The sequence below is a fragment of the Marivivens sp. ABH4_498 genome (genome assembly GCF_056160585.1).
On sequence record NZ_JBSWXL010000007.1, the window covers coordinates 150887 to 165369 of the forward strand.

Consider the following 14483-nt stretch of genomic DNA (forward strand, 5'->3'; position numbering starts at 1 on the left):
AAGCCGCTGGCACTACAGGGATTGTTAACAAAATGAGATCAATGACTTTATCCGTTCTTCGGCAAACGGGCGCTGCGTTCGCGTTCATGGCGTCTATGGGGATTGCAGGTGCCGAACCAATGCACGGCATCGCAATGTACGGTGAACCCGCTCTGCCCGATGGATTTGTCTCTTTGCCTTATGCAAACCCCGATGCCCCCAAAGGCGGCATTATGGTCACCGCCGAAGTCGGCGGGTTTGATAGCCTGAATCCCTACGTCGATAGCGGCCGCGTCCCGTGGCAGCTGTCCTATCTGATCGGCGAAAGCCTGATGGGTCGGTCGCTGGACGAACCGTTTTCGCTGTATGGTCTATTGGCCGAAAGCGTCGAAACCGATGAAGACCGCAAATGGGTTGAATTCACATTGCGCCCAGAGGCCGCTTTTTCAGACGGCACGCCGGTCACGGTCGATGATGTGATCTGGTCCTATGAAACGCTGGGCACCCAAGGCCACGGGCGGTATCGCAGTTTCTGGTCGCAAGTAGAAACGATCGAACAGACAGGCGAACGCAGCGTCCGCATCACGTTCAACACCGACAACCGCGAGCTGGCATTGATTGCAGGCATGCGCCCGATTTTGCAGAAATCCCAATTCGAAGGCGTCGATTTTGCCAATGACGGTCCCGATATGATCCCGGTCACATCTGCGCCCTATACCGTTACCGATTACGAACTGGGCCAATATGTCGAACTGACCCGCAATCCCGACTACTGGGGCAGCGACGTTCCGTTCCGTCAGGGCACCGCAAATCTAGATACACTGCGTTTGGAATTTTTCGGCGACGAAACCCCTGCTTTCGAAGCGTTCAAAACAGGCGACGTGCATTTCACCCGTGAATTCAGCGAAAGCCGTTGGGAAAGCCAGTATGATTTCCCGCGCGTCCAATCAGGCGAAGTGGTCAAAGAAATCCTGACTCATCAACGCCCATCTGGTATGACCGGATTTGCGATGAATACCCGCCGTGCTCCGTTCGACGATTGGCGCGTCCGCGAAGCGTTGATCACCGCTTTCAACTTTGAATTCATCAACGAAACGATCACTGGAGGACAACAGCCGCGGATCACGTCCTATTTTTCGAACTCTCCATTAGGGATGCAAGACGGCCCAGCAACTGGCCGCGTGCTAGAGTTTCTGGAACCCTACGCCGATCAAGTGCTACCAGGCACGATCGAAGGATACGCACTGCCGCAAACGGACGGGTCTGAAAACGACCGCCGCAGCCTGCGGTCCGCGTTGGCATTGTTTGCCGAGGCTGGATGGACCCCTGATGACAGCGGTACATTGCGCAATGATGCAGGTGACGCACTGGAATTCGAAATCCTGATGAAAACGGGATCAAGCGAAACAGAATCCATCGCGGATATGTACATTCAGACCCTGTCCCGATTGGGGATCGAAGCGCGTTTAACCAACGTCGACAGCGCTCAATATGTACAGCGGTCGGACGCCTATGATTTCGATATGATCTATTATCGCCGCGGGCTATCTCTATCGCCCGGTAACGAACAATACGCGTATTTCGGCACGGAATATTCAAACACCCAAGGCGGGCGGAACCTGATGGGGGCCAATAGCCCTGCTATTGATGCAATGATCACGCATCTTTTAACGTCAGAAAGCCAAACCGACTTTATCGCGGCTGCGCGGGCTCTTGACCGCACCCTGACTGCTGGGCGATATGTTATTCCGTTCTACCAATGGAATATCAGTCGGATTGCATATGACCAAAACCTGCATCACCCCGAAAACATCCCAATCTTTGGCGACTGGCCCGGCTGGCAGCCGGATGTCTGGTGGTATGAAGAGTAAAGTCGCGCTGATCGCAGCGCTGGCATTGCTGGCTGGTTGCAACACGGTCGCGGGCGTCGGTGACGATATTTCCGAAACCGCGCGAACCGTTCAAACCTGGTTCTGATAATTGGCCCTACGGGGCCTTTTATTTTATGTGATCGTCGTAACCCACAGGATGGTCGCATCTTCGGTGCTGGTCGACACCACATTATGCCCCATCGACGCATCGTAATACGCACTGTCACCGCGTTTCATATCAATGGGTTCGTAAAATTCGGTATATAGTTTGATCGTCCCCGTCAGGACATACAAAAACTCTTCTCCGTCGTGGCGGACCCACCCATCAAAATCATTCATGTCGCGCGCACGGATCCGCGCCCGATACGGTAGCATCGATTTTTTGGTTAGCTGATCGGCCAATAATTCATGTTCGTAGGTCGTTGTGATCTGGCGATTGCCTTCGCCCGATTTGGTCGACACCATGCGGCCATTCACCTGATCTTTGCTAGGCGGCGTAAACAGCTGCGGTACGGAAATGTCCAAACCCACCGCCAGTTTCTTTAGCGCTTCATAGGTGGGCGACATCTGGCCGTTTTCAATTTTGGATAGGGTGGATCGCGCAAGCCCTGCATGCTGGGCGGCCTGTTCCAATGTCCAATCACGTTCTTTACGCAATTCACGCACACGCGCGCCCAAATCCAACGGAGCCGCTGTTTCAGCATCGCCAGAGGCGCGCGCAAGTCGGATCAGGTTTCCGTTGTCGGTATTTGTCATTTTGTGTCCAACCTATGTCCGCGAATACCAGCTATTCCTATACTACCATTTGCGGCGATCCCATAGGGCCGTTACAACACCGGTGACCACGGCGATATGTGCTGACAAAATTGGAAGATGACTATGGTAAAACTCGATATTTTCGCTGATCCATCCTGCCCTTGGTGTTACGTGGGCAAAGCGTATCTGGATCGCGCATTGGAAAAATCGGGGGACCATCCGTTCATCGTTGAATGGCATCCGTTCCTATTGAACCCTGACATGCCAGCCGAAGGCATGGATCGGGCCGATTATTTGGAAATTGTGTTTGGTTCCAAAGAAAAAGCGATCGAAGCGCATGTAGAATTGATGGACCATGCCGCGCGCGCCGGTATTACGTTTGATTTCGAAAACATCAAACGGACTCCGAATACACTGGACGCGCATCGTTTGGTGTACTGGGCCGGACTGGAATCCAAACAGACACCAACGATGACCGCGTTGATGCAGGCCTATTGGCGCGACGGTCGCGATATTTCCGATCACGAAGTGCTATGTGATATCGCAGATAGCATCGGGCTGGATGCCTCTGTTATTGCACGACTTTTGAAAACCGACTCTGACATCGACAGCATTCAACGTCGCGATGCGCATAGCCGCGAAATGGGCGTGAAATCTGTCCCGACGTATATCGTCGCAGGTCAGCATGCAGTCCCTGGCGCACAGAACACCGAATTGTGGCTGAACGTTATTTCTGACATCCAGAAGTTGATTGAAGAATGATCCGCAAGGAATTGAAAAGTTGAATAAAATTCAAATCGACACAAACGGTAGAGCAAGTGTCGAATTCATCGGTCTGATGGCAACGTTGACCGCAATGGTCGCGTTCAGCATCGATTCCATGCTGCCTGCTCAGCAAATCATCGCATCAGAATTATCGCCCGACGCACCACAACTGGCGCAGCTGATTGTGACAATCTTTCTGTTGGGCCTAGGTGTTGGAACCATTTTGGTGGGTCCGCTTTCTGATCGATTTGGGCGTCGCCCTGTGCTGATCGGCGGAGCTGTTCTGTACATCGGCGGCGCAATTTTGGGATATTTTGCGAATTCAATGTCCGCATTGCTGGCCGCGCGATTGATTATGGGCATTGGGTCGGCTGGTCCGCGCATCATGGTCGTGGCGGTTGTGCGCGACCGTTTTTCGGGCCGTGAAATGGCATCGGTCATGTCGTTCATCATGATGATTTTCGGCGTCGTACCCGCCATTGGTCCAACGGTTGGCGCGGGTTTGATCGCGTGGGGCGGATGGCGGTTTTCGTTTGTTGCCTTTGTCGTTTTTGCAGCCGTCGGGGCCGTCTGGGCCCTTGCTCGCCTGCCAGAAACCCTAGCCTCCCATAACCGCCGCGATCTAGCTGTGCGGCCAATCATTGTGGCGATCAAAGAAATCGTTTCGAACCCCGTCGTTATGATTGCGACGATCATACAGACATTGGTTTCCGCCATGCTGTTCACTGTTCTGTCGACAACGCAGCCCATTTTTGAAACCATTTTTGACAAAGGCGCACAGTTTCCATTGTGGTTTGCCGTGATTGCCATCACTGCAATGGCCGCGTCGCCTATCAACGCAAGGCTGGTTCCCCAATTGGGGATGCGCAAAATTCTGATCGCAGCCCTTTTCGTTCAGTCTGTCGTGACGCTGATCGTCGCTGTGGTCATGATGTTGGATTTGCCCGTATCAGTTGCGTTTCCTATTTACCTGATCTGGACCATCGGCGTCTTTTTTCAGAACGGGTTCACCTTGGGCAACTTAACCGCCATCGCGATGGAGCCATTAGGCCACATCGCCGGCGTTGCCGCATCCGTCATTTTGGCGATTGCGACCATTGCATCATCTGTTCTTGCGATCATTATCGGCCAAATCGTCGGCGTTTCGATCGCGGGACTGGCCGCGATGTTGTTCCCGCTGGCGGCGGTTAGCCTAGGCCTGATGTTCGCGATTAAACGGTAATCAGGCCTTTTTCTTGGCTTCGGCAACTTTTTCGGCAAGGTCACGGGCAATCGCAAAGGCGCCCTTGATCTTGTCCGCGTCGGTTTTCCAATCGCGGCGAATGACGATTTTGTTGTCTTTGACTTTGGCCAGACCTTTTTGCGCGGTGATGAATTCAACCAACCCTTCTGGGGACGCGAATTTATCGTTGTGGAACCGAATGGTCGCGCCTTTGGGGCCGCCATCCAGATGGCTGATCCCTGCCCGTTTACACATCGCTTTGATGCGCACGATCAGCATCAGGGTGTTCACCTCTTTGGGCAGTTTGCCGAACCGGTCGATCAGTTCCGCGGCAAAGCCTTCCAGCTCGACCTTTTTCGTGAGGCTGGACAGACGGCGGTACAGACCCAGACGGACGTCCAGATCGGGAACGTAATCTTCGGGGATCAGGACCGACACGCCCAAATTGATCTGAGGCGCCCACTGGCCGTCATTGTCAGACAGCGTCACGCTGCCCGATTTGATTTTGGCAATCTCGTCTTCCAGCATCTGTTGATACAGCTCGAACCCGACCTCGTTGATGTGACCGGATTGTTCTTCGCCCAATAGGTTACCAGCCCCGCGAATATCTAAATCCTGCGACGCCAGAGTGAAACCAGCACCCAAGGTATCAAGGCTGCCCAACACCCGCAGACGTTTTTCCGCCTGAGGCGTCAGTTTCGCCCGTGGTTTCGTCGTCAGATAGGCATAGGCGCGCGTTTTCGAACGTCCGACGCGGCCACGGATCTGGTACAGCTGCGACAGGCCAAACATATCCGCGCGGTGCACGATCATCGTGTTCGCTGTCGGGATATCCAGACCGCTTTCGACGATAGTTGTTGCGATCAGAACGTCATATTTACCGTCGTAGAACGCGTTCATACGGTCGTCCAATTCGCCCGCCGCCATTTGTCCGTTGGCAACGACATAGGATACCTCGGGTACCTCGCGTTTGATCCAATCTTCCATCTCGGCCAAATCGGATACGCGCGGGACAACCAAGAACGATTGCCCACCGCGATAATGTTCGCGCAGCAGCGCCTCGCGGATGGTGATCGTGTCCCATTCGCTGACATAGGTGCGGATCGCCAAACGGTCGATGGGCGGCGTGCCGATGACAGATAATTCGCGTACGCCCGACAGCGACAATTGCAGCGTCCGCGGGATCGGCGTCGCAGTCAGGGTCAGCACGTGAATATCCGACCGCATCTGTTTCAAACGTTCTTTGTGTTGAACGCCGAAATGCTGTTCTTCGTCGATGATGAGCAGGCCAAGGTTTTTGAAATTCACGGTCTTGGACAGCAGCGCATGGGTGCCGACAACGATATCGACCTGCCCGTTGGCGATACCTTCGCGGGTTTTGTTTGCCTCTTTGGTGGATACAAATCGGGACAGCGGCGCGACATTGATCGGGAAACCACGGAACCGTTCGGCGAACCCTTTGTAGTGTTGACGCGCCAGCAGTGTCGTTGGCGCCACAATGGCCACCTGCACACCCGACATCGCCGCCACGAATGCAGCGCGGATCGCGACCTCGGTCTTGCCAAAGCCAACGTCGCCGCAAATCAGGCGGTCCATCGGGCGGCCGGAATCCAGATCGTCCAGAACGTCCGAAATCGCCTGTAGCTGATCTTCGGTTTCGGCGTATGGGAAACGTGCAAGGAATTGATCCCACATGCCATCTGGCGGCGTTAGAACCGGCGCTTTGCGCAATTCGCGTTCGGCAGCCACGCGGATCAGGCGTTCGGCCATCTGGCGAATGCGTTCTTTCATCCGCGCCTTTTTCGCCTGCCATGCGCCGCCGCCTAGTTTGTCCAGCAGCCCCGTTTCATGGCCATATCGCGACAGCAGTTCGATGTTTTCGACCGGCAGATACAGCTTTGATCCTTCGGCGTATTCCAGCAGGATACATTCGTGCGCCGCGCCCAAGGCTTTGACGACTTCCAGACCCATATAGCGGCCAACGCCGTGATCGACGTGAACGACCAAATCGCCCGGAGTCAGGCTTTGGGTTTCGGTCAGGAAATTTTCCGCTTTGCGTTTCTTTTTCGACTGGCGGATCAGACGGTCGCCCAACACGTCTTGTTCAGAAATGACCGTCAGGTTGTTGGTTTCAAACCCTTTTTCCAGCGGCCAGATGGCCAAATGGATACCAGATTTTCCAACGCGGGCGTAGTTTTTGACGGGGATAACTTCGCCCAGTCCTTCGTCCTCTAACAGGCCAGTCAGGCGTTCGCGCGCGCCTTCGGAATAGGATGCGATGATAACGGGGCCGTCGTCTAAACGTTTCTTAACATGATCGGCCAAGGCACCGAAAAGGCTGATGTTTTCCTGCTGGCGCTCAGGCGCAAAATCCCGCCCGATACGGCCGCCGGCATCGATAACACCCAAACCCGTCGATTGTTTCAGCGGTTTGAAATCCAAGATGCGCCGCCCTGCAACAGCATCCATCCACGCATCATCATCCAGATACATCGTACGAGGCGGCGCAGGTTTATAAACGCTATCGATCCGCCCTTTTTGCGACATCGCAATCTTGCGTGTCTCATAGGCGTCGTCGATCATCGTCCAACGTGCATCACGCGCCGCATCTATTTGATCATCATAGGTAATTGTAGCGTTGGGAACATAGTCAAACAGAGTTTCAAGACGTTCGTGAAAGAACCCTAGCCAATGTTCTGCGCCTGAATGTTTGCGGCCTGCACTGATGGCTTCGTACAGTGGGTCGTCAGTGCCTGCGGCCCCAAATTCAATACGATAATTCTGGCGAAAACGGGTAATTGCGGCATCATCCAAAATAACTTCGGACACGGGCGCCAATTCTATCACATCAAGTTTTTCGATTGTTCGCTGCGAAGCTGGATCGAACCTGCGGGCACTATCCAGAACATCACCAAACAGGTCTAGGCGAACGGGGCCGCTTTCCCCTGGGGGAAAGATATCAATGATACCGCCGCGGATCGCATAATCACCTGGCTCCATCACTGTAGGCGATTGGGTAAATCCCATACGAACCAGATAGTTACGCAGCCCTTCTTCGTCCATGCGGTGGTTCACATGGGCGGTAAAGGATGCGGATTTCAACACATCGCGCGCTGGGATTTTCTGGGTCGCCGCGTTCAGCGTGGTCAGAACGACAAATTTGGCTGGCATCCCGTGGCACAGCGCCGCCAAGGTCGCCATACGCGCCGCAGACACATCCGCATTGGGCGACACGCGGTCATATGGCAAACAATCCCACGCAGGAAAAACCACGACGGGCATGTCGGGCGCAAAAAACGCCAAAGCGGCCTGAATTTCGGTCAAACGCCGATCATCGCGCGCGACATGCAAAACAGGCGCGCCCGTTTTTTCGATTTCGTTTAGAATAAGCTGGGCGTCAAAACCTTCTGGTGCGCCGCAGACCGTGATGTGAGAGTTCTGAGCCATGCGCGTGACCTATCCTGCCCGTCCGTGAAGTCAATCAGAACCCGTAAGCTCCGCCCAAGTTTTGGTACATGCCGAAAATCGCGGTTACAAAAATGGACGCCATCCCGATAAATTGGGTATAGGTCCGATGTCGGCGCAATCGACCAAACAATGTCGTTTTTTCCAGCCCCTCAGCTTCGATGATATGCGCGGTGTAAATCGACAACGCACCGACCAAAGTCATCGGAAAGGCCATCAAAATAACCGCTTGGGCGAATTCGATGTGGTAAAATGCGGCCAGAATAAACAGTCCGGTCAACACGAACGTCATGAACCCTGTCAGCCACAGGCCCGACCCGCGTGCGATGAACAGCAAACGGTTTACGTTGACGCGTACGATGGATTGCAGATCGTCGAACGCCTCTCCGCCTTCTCGGGCGGCGCGTTGGATCAGGTCAAACGGGACGCCCAACACGTAATGGGATGCGGTGGACCACAAAACAGCCAACGCGATCCAGTACCACAGGTTTGAAAATGACCGCAGGTCGATGACTTCGAAAATCGTTTGCGTCAGGTTCACGAATACCGTCCGTTCATTGTTTGTGTCGGACACTATCGACCCAATTGGGCAAAGCCCAGACTTGTTCCCGTCAAAAATCCGTGGCACCCATGATTTGTGACATGAAAGGCCCGCTATGAAACCCACCGTCGCTCCGTATCCTACGTCCCGACTGCGCCGTTTGCGCAAATCCCCCGGTATCCGCGCCATGGTGCGCGAAAACACGCTGACGCCTGATGATTTTATCTGGCCTGTGTTTTTGATGGATGGCGAAGACGATGAAACACCGATCCCGTCTATGCCCGGCGTGCGGCGTCAAACCATTGACCGCGTTGTCAAATCGGCTGCGATGGCGTCGGATCTGGGCATTCCAGCGATGTGTCTGTTTCCCTATACGGCCATGGAACATCGGACCGAAGATTGCGCCATGGCGTGGTCGCCCGACAACCTGACAAATCAGGCCATCCGCGCGATCAAAGACGAAGTGCCAGAAATGATGGTCATGACGGATATCGCGCTGGACCCTTATAACATCAACGGCCACGATGGATACGTCGACAATGGCGAAATCCTTAACGATGAAACGGTCGAGGCGCTGGTCAAAATGGCTCTGGCGCAGGCAGAGGCTGGCGCGGATATCCTCGGACCATCTGACATGATGGATGGCCGCATTGGCGCGATCCGTTCTGCGCTAGAAAGCGAAGGATATCAGAATGTTGCGATCCTTTCTTATACTGCGAAATATGCCAGCGGGTTCTATGGCCCGTTCCGCGATGCTGTTGGCGCATCGGGTGCATTGAAAGGCGACAAAAAGACATATCAAATGGACCCCGCCAATTCCGAAGAGGCCATGCGGCTTGTCGAACGCGACCTGATGGAAGGCGCGGATATGATCATGGTGAAACCGGGAATGCCGTATCTGGATATCTGCCAGCGCGTAAAATCCACCTTTGGCGTGCCGACCTATGCCTATCAAGTGTCGGGCGAATACGCGATGATCCAAGCGGCTGTTCAAAACGGCTGGCTGGACGGTGAAAAGGTCATGCTGGAAAGCCTGATGTGTTTCAAACGCGCGGGCTGTGACGGCATCCTAACCTATTTCGCCCCCGAGGCCGCCCGTATCCTAAACGGTTAACCGCCGACATACAGGTTGTGGATGACACAAACCGCGCAACAGCGTATAGTTGCGCGGACAGAGCGGGAAAATCCGCCATACAAGAGGCAAGAGCAATGACCCTTATCACTCGTCGTAATTTCGGGCTGGGCGCGGCTGCGGCTACGCTATCGGCCTGTTCAAACGGGATCGGCACAAACGGTGCGGCGACGATCGACGCGCGCGTCGATTCCACATTGTCCTACATGTACAGCCGCTACCCCGGCACCCGTGACCTTATGCTGAAATCGGCCGGTATGTTGGTTATGCCGCTGATCACCGAAGTCGGTTTGGGCTTTGGCGGTGCATATGGCCGCGGCGCGTTGCGGATCGGTCAAACGACCGTTGATTACTATTCTGCCGCCAGCGCCAGCGCGGGCCTGCAGTTGGGTGGTCAGCAATACAGCCACGTTCTGTTTTTCATGACCGAAGAATCGTTGATGGATTTCCGCCAGTCGTCCGGCTGGGCAGCCGGTGCGGATATGGAATACGCACTGAACGATCAGGGCGAAAACATCCGCGCAGAAACCACAACGTCGCTGGCCCCTGTGATTGCGGTCGTGTTCGGTCAGGCGGGTTTCCGTGTTGGCGCCACGCTAGAAGGCACCAAATACACGCGCGTTCTGCCTTAAATCCAATCGGGTTTATAAATATCTTGCTTGTCCACGTCTGTGGGCAGGCCTTGTTGTCCGCGCGCGTATAAACGCGCGCCAATTTCGCGCGCCGCCGCCGCTAGAGCCGGATCGTCGCAATGCGCAACGCCATCCAGCCGTTTAAACATTGCTTGTTGGACTTCGACCGCGCCGGCGGAATAGCGGGCAAGTAGGTCGACAGACGTATAAAACGCGCGATGCAGTTCAAAGACTGGCATCCAAATACGGTCGCAGCTGGGGGGAACCTGATCTGGCGCCTCAAAAATGACTGACATAATGCGATCTATCATCCAGATCGCCGTGCCGGGGTCATTCACACCGGGCGACATGGCCTTTACGCCAATTTCAGACAGCATGACCATTCCGATTTCGGGGTCTTGCGGGATATCGCGATGTAGTCCGATATCGATGTGCCGTTTGATCGCGCGGTTCATTGCGTCAATGTCGCCTGAAACATGGCCGATAACTTCGCCTTGGTTGACGTAATCGCCTGGTTTGACGGTCAGCCATATGTATCCCTGACAGTCCATCGCAGCATTCTGCAACGCATGGACAAAAACGCGGACAATGTACCCTGACCGATCAGCACGCACCGTCACTGCATCGGCTGGGATGATAACATCGGGCGTCAGTGGGTTGGCCGACAACGCTGGCTTTGACAAACATTCGTTCAACGCGCGCACCGTGTCATCGCGAATAGTATTCGCCGTTTGTTCCAAGCTGCCAAAGGTTTGCAAATGCAGAACCCAACGCAAAATGGTCGCCACAATCATGACGATCACAACGATCGTCATGGCAAACAGAACAACGATTTCGCCTTCGGTGAAAAATGGCGTGTGCAGCAAAATGATCGACAATAGCGCATAGATATACGCGCCGACAAAGGTCGCCAAAACAGTTTGGGTCCGCGTGTCTTTTAGCTGAATACGGTGCGCGCGCGGTGTCCATTGTGATGCGACCGATCGATAAACGGATACCATCACCGACAACGAAAATGTCGTAACGGCCAACATCGACGACGCGATGATCGTCAACAGAGCATCAACAGCCTCTGCTCCGATTTTTTCGCTGATGCCATCTGGGATGAACCCGCCAAATAATTTGGCCGTCGGGACGGCAATAACCGCCAATCCCCCGACCAGCAGGACACGCCACGCCAATTGCTGAAATAATAGACGAAGCCGTTGTAATATCGATAAAATCAAAATTGCACCTAATTTGCTTATCCGAATGGTAGGCCGACGATCTGCATTGCCAATGGCGAAAAGGAATTCCGATGACCGCTATTTTATTTCCTGCCTCTGGTTTGTCATCACGCATGGGCGGACAAGACAAATTGACCAGACAGATTGACGGCGTTCCCCTATTGGTTCGGCAAGTGCGACGCGCGATAGCGGTCGGTTGCCCCGTCTTTGTTGCCGTTCCGTCGATGGATCATCCACGTGCGCAGATGTTGGAAAATTCGGAAGCGACCTGCGTTCTGGGCAGCCCGACGGGCATGTCCGACACGTTGCGGATGGCCGTAGGTTCGATGCCACAGACGGACCTGATGATTTGTCTACCTGACATGCCAGATATCGAAACCAATGATTTCAGCAGGTTGATACAGACCCGTAGCGCGCAGCCAAATCACAAAATTTGGCGATATGGGTCGAACGGCAGAATGGGACATCCCGTCCTTTTTACATCAGACCTTTTACCCCTGTTCGACGATCTATCCGGCGATAATGGCGCCGCCAAAATCATTCGATCCCATCGCAAACAGATGTTCGTGATCGACACCGATGATGAACGATATGTTCGCGATCTGGATACGATCGATGCATGGGACAAATACGAAAAAAGCCGGCGATAACCGCCGGCTTCTTTTTTCTTAAAACTCTGATCTCGGTTTAGCGGATCAACAGTTTGGCTTCGTGACGTTTCAGCGCCTTACGTGCCGAATGGTAGTTATCCAGACCATTCTTCAGTTTCAATTCTGGGAACAGTTCCAGAATTTCATTGCGCTGACCATTACCGATACCTTTCAGGCTGTAATCACCTGGCTGGAAGCTTTCGGTCCACGATCCGTTCGAAAGAACCACCTCGTGGCGTTCGAACATAAAGTGGATGTAGGTCGTCTGCATCACGTCAACGCGGTGAATACCTTGGCTGCCGACCAAATGTTTCGCCGCTGCCAGAACTTCGCGTTCTTCGAAATACAGCTGCGTCAGGTCGGACGACACCAGAACACGGTGGTTCGGCGATACCAGCATGTCACGTTCAGGCAGCCCCTGCCCCAAAGCGCCTGCCTTGATCAGCACAGGTTTCAGGTGCGGGTTGTTGACGAACTGTTTGCCGGACATGTCTTTGTGACCCAGCCACGCGATTTCCTGAATGCCGTTGTCGCGGGTGATAACGCGGTCACCGACACATAGGTCTTCGACAGGGACTTCGCCGCGGATCGTTGCGATCATCGTACCAGGCGTAAAGCACGGCACAACATTTTCGATTTCCGAGAATGTCATGGTCGACCCATCAAGGAAGGTAACCGTACCGTCCTCTTTGTCGTCGCTGGTGTAGGTGATGAAATCTACGTTCGAACCGGTCAGATCCAGTACGTCAACATCGTTGCCGTCCACGTCTTCGCCGCCGACGACAGTGTCACCACCTTGGCCACCCAAGAACGTGTCGTTGCCAAAGCCGCCCGACAGATCATCCGCACCTTCGCCGCCAACGATGGTATCATTGCCATCGTCGCCCGAAATTACGTCGTCACCGGCATCGCCAAACAGAACGTCATCGCTTTCGCCGCCCATGATGGTGTCGTTGTCAGCACCACCATAGATCAGATCAGCATTGTTGCCGCCCTGAATGGTGTCGTTGCCTTCGTTGCCTTCGATGTAGTCATCGCCGCCACCGCCAACGATACTATCGTCGCCCAGACCGCCAAAGATGCTGTCATTGCCGGACATACCGTCGATGGTGTCCGCACCAGTTCCGCCGTAAATGACGTCAGCATCAAAGCCGCCCAGCAGTGTATCGTTGCCGTCGTCACCGGAAATCGTGTCGTTGCCGCCGTTGCCGATGATGTTATCGTCGCCTTCGCCGCCCGACACCACGTCATTGCCGTCGCCAGCTTTGATCGTGTCGTTTCCAGCTTCGCCCAAGATGGTGTCGTCACCGCCGTCACCATAGATGACGTCATCGCTTTCGCCGCCCATGATGGTGTCGTTGTCAGCACCACCATAGATCAGATCAGCGTTGTTGCCGCCCTGAATGGTGTCGTTGCCTTCGTTACCTTCGATATAGTCATCGCCGCCGCCGCCAACGATGCTATCGTCGCCCAGACCGCCGATCAAAGTGTCATCGCCAGACATGCCGTCCATGACATCCGCGCCATCGCCACCATAGATGGTGTCAGCGTCAAATCCACCACGCAGGATGTCATTGCCGTCTTCACCAAAGATGGTGTCGTTACCGCCGTTACCAATGATCGAATCGTCGCCGATGCCGCCATAGACTTCGTCATCGCCAGTGCCGGCCGTGATGGTGTCGTCGCCTTCGAAACCGTAGATCAGGTCATCATCGCCAACATCGCCCGGAAGGATCGCATCGTTGTTGTCAACCATGTCGCCATCTGGGTCACCGATATAGGTGCTGTCGATAATATCGTTACCTGCGGTGCCTTCGACGGTGCCGTCACGCGGATCATCCGATACGGCCACGCGCACAGTTGCGGTATCTGTCAGGCCTTCTTCGTCAGTGATCGTGTAGGTGATGGTTGCTTCACCTTCGAAACCATCGTTCGGCGTAAAGGTGATCGTGCCATCGCCGTTGATCGCGACAGAGCCATCTGCCGAAACCGCATCGGTGACGGTTAGGTCATCACCATCAACATCGAAATCGTTCGCCAGAACATTAATGGTCACAGGCGTTTCGAATTCGGTTGCCGACACATCATCGACGGCCTTTGGGGCATCGTCCACCGGCGCAACCGATACGGTCACGGTCGCGGTGTCGGTGTTGCCCGCAGGATCGGTCACTGTGTAGGTGATCGTCGTGTCACCGTTAAAGTTTTCGTCCGGCGTGAAGGTGATGGTGCCATCCGGGTTCACAT

The 14483-nt window shown here is 54.5% G+C and carries 12 protein-coding genes; 7 read left to right on the plus strand and 5 right to left on the minus strand.

All coding sequences use genetic code 11. From position 1 onward, the window contains the following. Nucleotides 1–32: 32 nt before the first annotated feature. Together ACXAGA_RS14145 and ACXAGA_RS14150 are read left to right on the plus strand one after the other, a co-directional pair. Nucleotides 33–1850, plus strand: a complete 1818-nt coding sequence (locus ACXAGA_RS14145) for an extracellular solute-binding protein (RefSeq protein ID WP_475118115.1) — start codon at nt 33–35, stop codon at nt 1848–1850. Continuing rightward, nucleotides 1840–1956, plus strand: coding sequence for an entericidin EcnA/B family protein (locus ACXAGA_RS14150; RefSeq protein WP_475118116.1), 117 nt, complete (start codon nt 1840–1842; stop codon nt 1954–1956). Before ACXAGA_RS14145 ends, ACXAGA_RS14150 begins: the two co-directional genes overlap by 11 nt. A gap of 26 nt (nt 1957–1982) precedes the next feature. On the opposite strand, the gene ACXAGA_RS14155 is transcribed toward ACXAGA_RS14150, so the two are convergent. Then, nucleotides 1983–2606, minus strand: a complete 624-nt coding sequence (locus ACXAGA_RS14155; RefSeq protein ID WP_475118117.1) for a helix-turn-helix domain-containing protein — start codon at nt 2604–2606, stop codon at nt 1983–1985. A gap of 117 nt (nt 2607–2723) precedes the next feature. On the opposite strand from ACXAGA_RS14155, the gene ACXAGA_RS14160 reads away from it, so the two are divergent. Both ACXAGA_RS14160 and ACXAGA_RS14165 read left to right on the plus strand, forming a co-directional pair. Continuing rightward, entirely contained in the window at nt 2724–3368 is a 645-nt protein-coding gene (locus ACXAGA_RS14160) for a DsbA family oxidoreductase (RefSeq protein WP_475118118.1), read from the plus strand. A gap of 19 nt (nt 3369–3387) precedes the next feature. After that, nucleotides 3388–4593: an MFS transporter gene (locus ACXAGA_RS14165; RefSeq protein WP_475118119.1), complete on the plus strand. Its 1206-nt coding sequence runs from the start codon at nt 3388–3390 to the stop codon at nt 4591–4593. Here ACXAGA_RS14165 and mfd read toward each other — a convergent pair whose 3' ends face one another. Together mfd and ACXAGA_RS14175 are read right to left on the minus strand one after the other, a co-directional pair. Further along, entirely contained in the window at nt 4594–8040 is a 3447-nt protein-coding gene (mfd, locus tag ACXAGA_RS14170; protein WP_475118120.1) for a transcription-repair coupling factor, read from the minus strand. A 34-nt stretch (nt 8041–8074) separates the two neighbouring features. Further along, a complete protein-coding gene (locus ACXAGA_RS14175) occupies nt 8075–8599 on the minus strand; it encodes a component of SufBCD complex (protein ID WP_475118135.1) in 525 nt (174 codons plus the stop codon). Between the two features lie 115 nt (nt 8600–8714). Between ACXAGA_RS14175 and hemB the strand changes: the two genes are divergently transcribed. Then, nucleotides 8715–9713 carry a porphobilinogen synthase gene (hemB, locus tag ACXAGA_RS14180; RefSeq protein ID WP_475118121.1) on the plus strand — a complete coding sequence of 333 codons (999 nt, stop codon included), beginning with the start codon at nt 8715–8717 and terminating at the stop codon, nt 9711–9713. 95 nt (nt 9714–9808) lie between these two features. Beyond that, the gene (locus tag ACXAGA_RS14185; RefSeq protein WP_475118122.1) at nt 9809–10363 is read left to right on the plus strand and encodes a lipid-binding SYLF domain-containing protein; all 555 of its coding nucleotides are present in this window, start codon (nt 9809–9811) and stop codon (nt 10361–10363) included. Here the strand turns inward: ACXAGA_RS14185 and ACXAGA_RS14190 are convergent. After that, entirely contained in the window at nt 10360–11589 is a 1230-nt protein-coding gene (locus ACXAGA_RS14190; protein ID WP_475118123.1) for a DUF2254 domain-containing protein, read from the minus strand. The two genes, ACXAGA_RS14185 and ACXAGA_RS14190, sit on opposite strands and share 4 nt — an antisense overlap. Nucleotides 11590–11660: 71 nt before the next feature. On the opposite strand from ACXAGA_RS14190, the gene ACXAGA_RS14195 reads away from it, so the two are divergent. After that, complete coding sequence (locus ACXAGA_RS14195) at nt 11661–12239, plus strand: nucleotidyltransferase family protein (RefSeq protein ID WP_475118124.1); 579 nt, start codon at nt 11661–11663, stop codon at nt 12237–12239. A 37-nt stretch (nt 12240–12276) separates the two neighbouring features. Here the strand turns inward: ACXAGA_RS14195 and ACXAGA_RS14200 are convergent. Next, nucleotides 12277–14483 (minus strand): Hint domain-containing protein (locus ACXAGA_RS14200; RefSeq protein WP_475118125.1); only part of this gene is annotated, 2207 nt, incomplete at its 5' end.

Coding starts and splice junctions, on each gene's coding strand:
- ACXAGA_RS14195 (WP_475118124.1), top strand. CDS start 11,661: ATGACCGCTATTTTATTTCCTGCCTCTGGTTTGTCATCACGCATGGGC.
- ACXAGA_RS14150 (WP_475118116.1), top strand. CDS start 1,840: ATGAAGAGTAAAGTCGCGCTGATCGCAGCGCTGGCATTGCTGGCTGGT.
- ACXAGA_RS14155 (WP_475118117.1), bottom strand. CDS start 2,606: ATGACAAATACCGACAACGGAAACCTGATCCGACTTGCGCGCGCCTCT.
- mfd (WP_475118120.1), bottom strand. CDS start 8,040: ATGGCTCAGAACTCTCACATCACGGTCTGCGGCGCACCAGAAGGTTTT.
- ACXAGA_RS14160 (WP_475118118.1), top strand. CDS start 2,724: ATGACTATGGTAAAACTCGATATTTTCGCTGATCCATCCTGCCCTTGG.
- ACXAGA_RS14145 (WP_475118115.1), top strand. CDS start 33: ATGAGATCAATGACTTTATCCGTTCTTCGGCAAACGGGCGCTGCGTTC.
- hemB (WP_475118121.1), top strand. CDS start 8,715: ATGAAACCCACCGTCGCTCCGTATCCTACGTCCCGACTGCGCCGTTTG.
- ACXAGA_RS14185 (WP_475118122.1), top strand. CDS start 9,809: ATGACCCTTATCACTCGTCGTAATTTCGGGCTGGGCGCGGCTGCGGCT.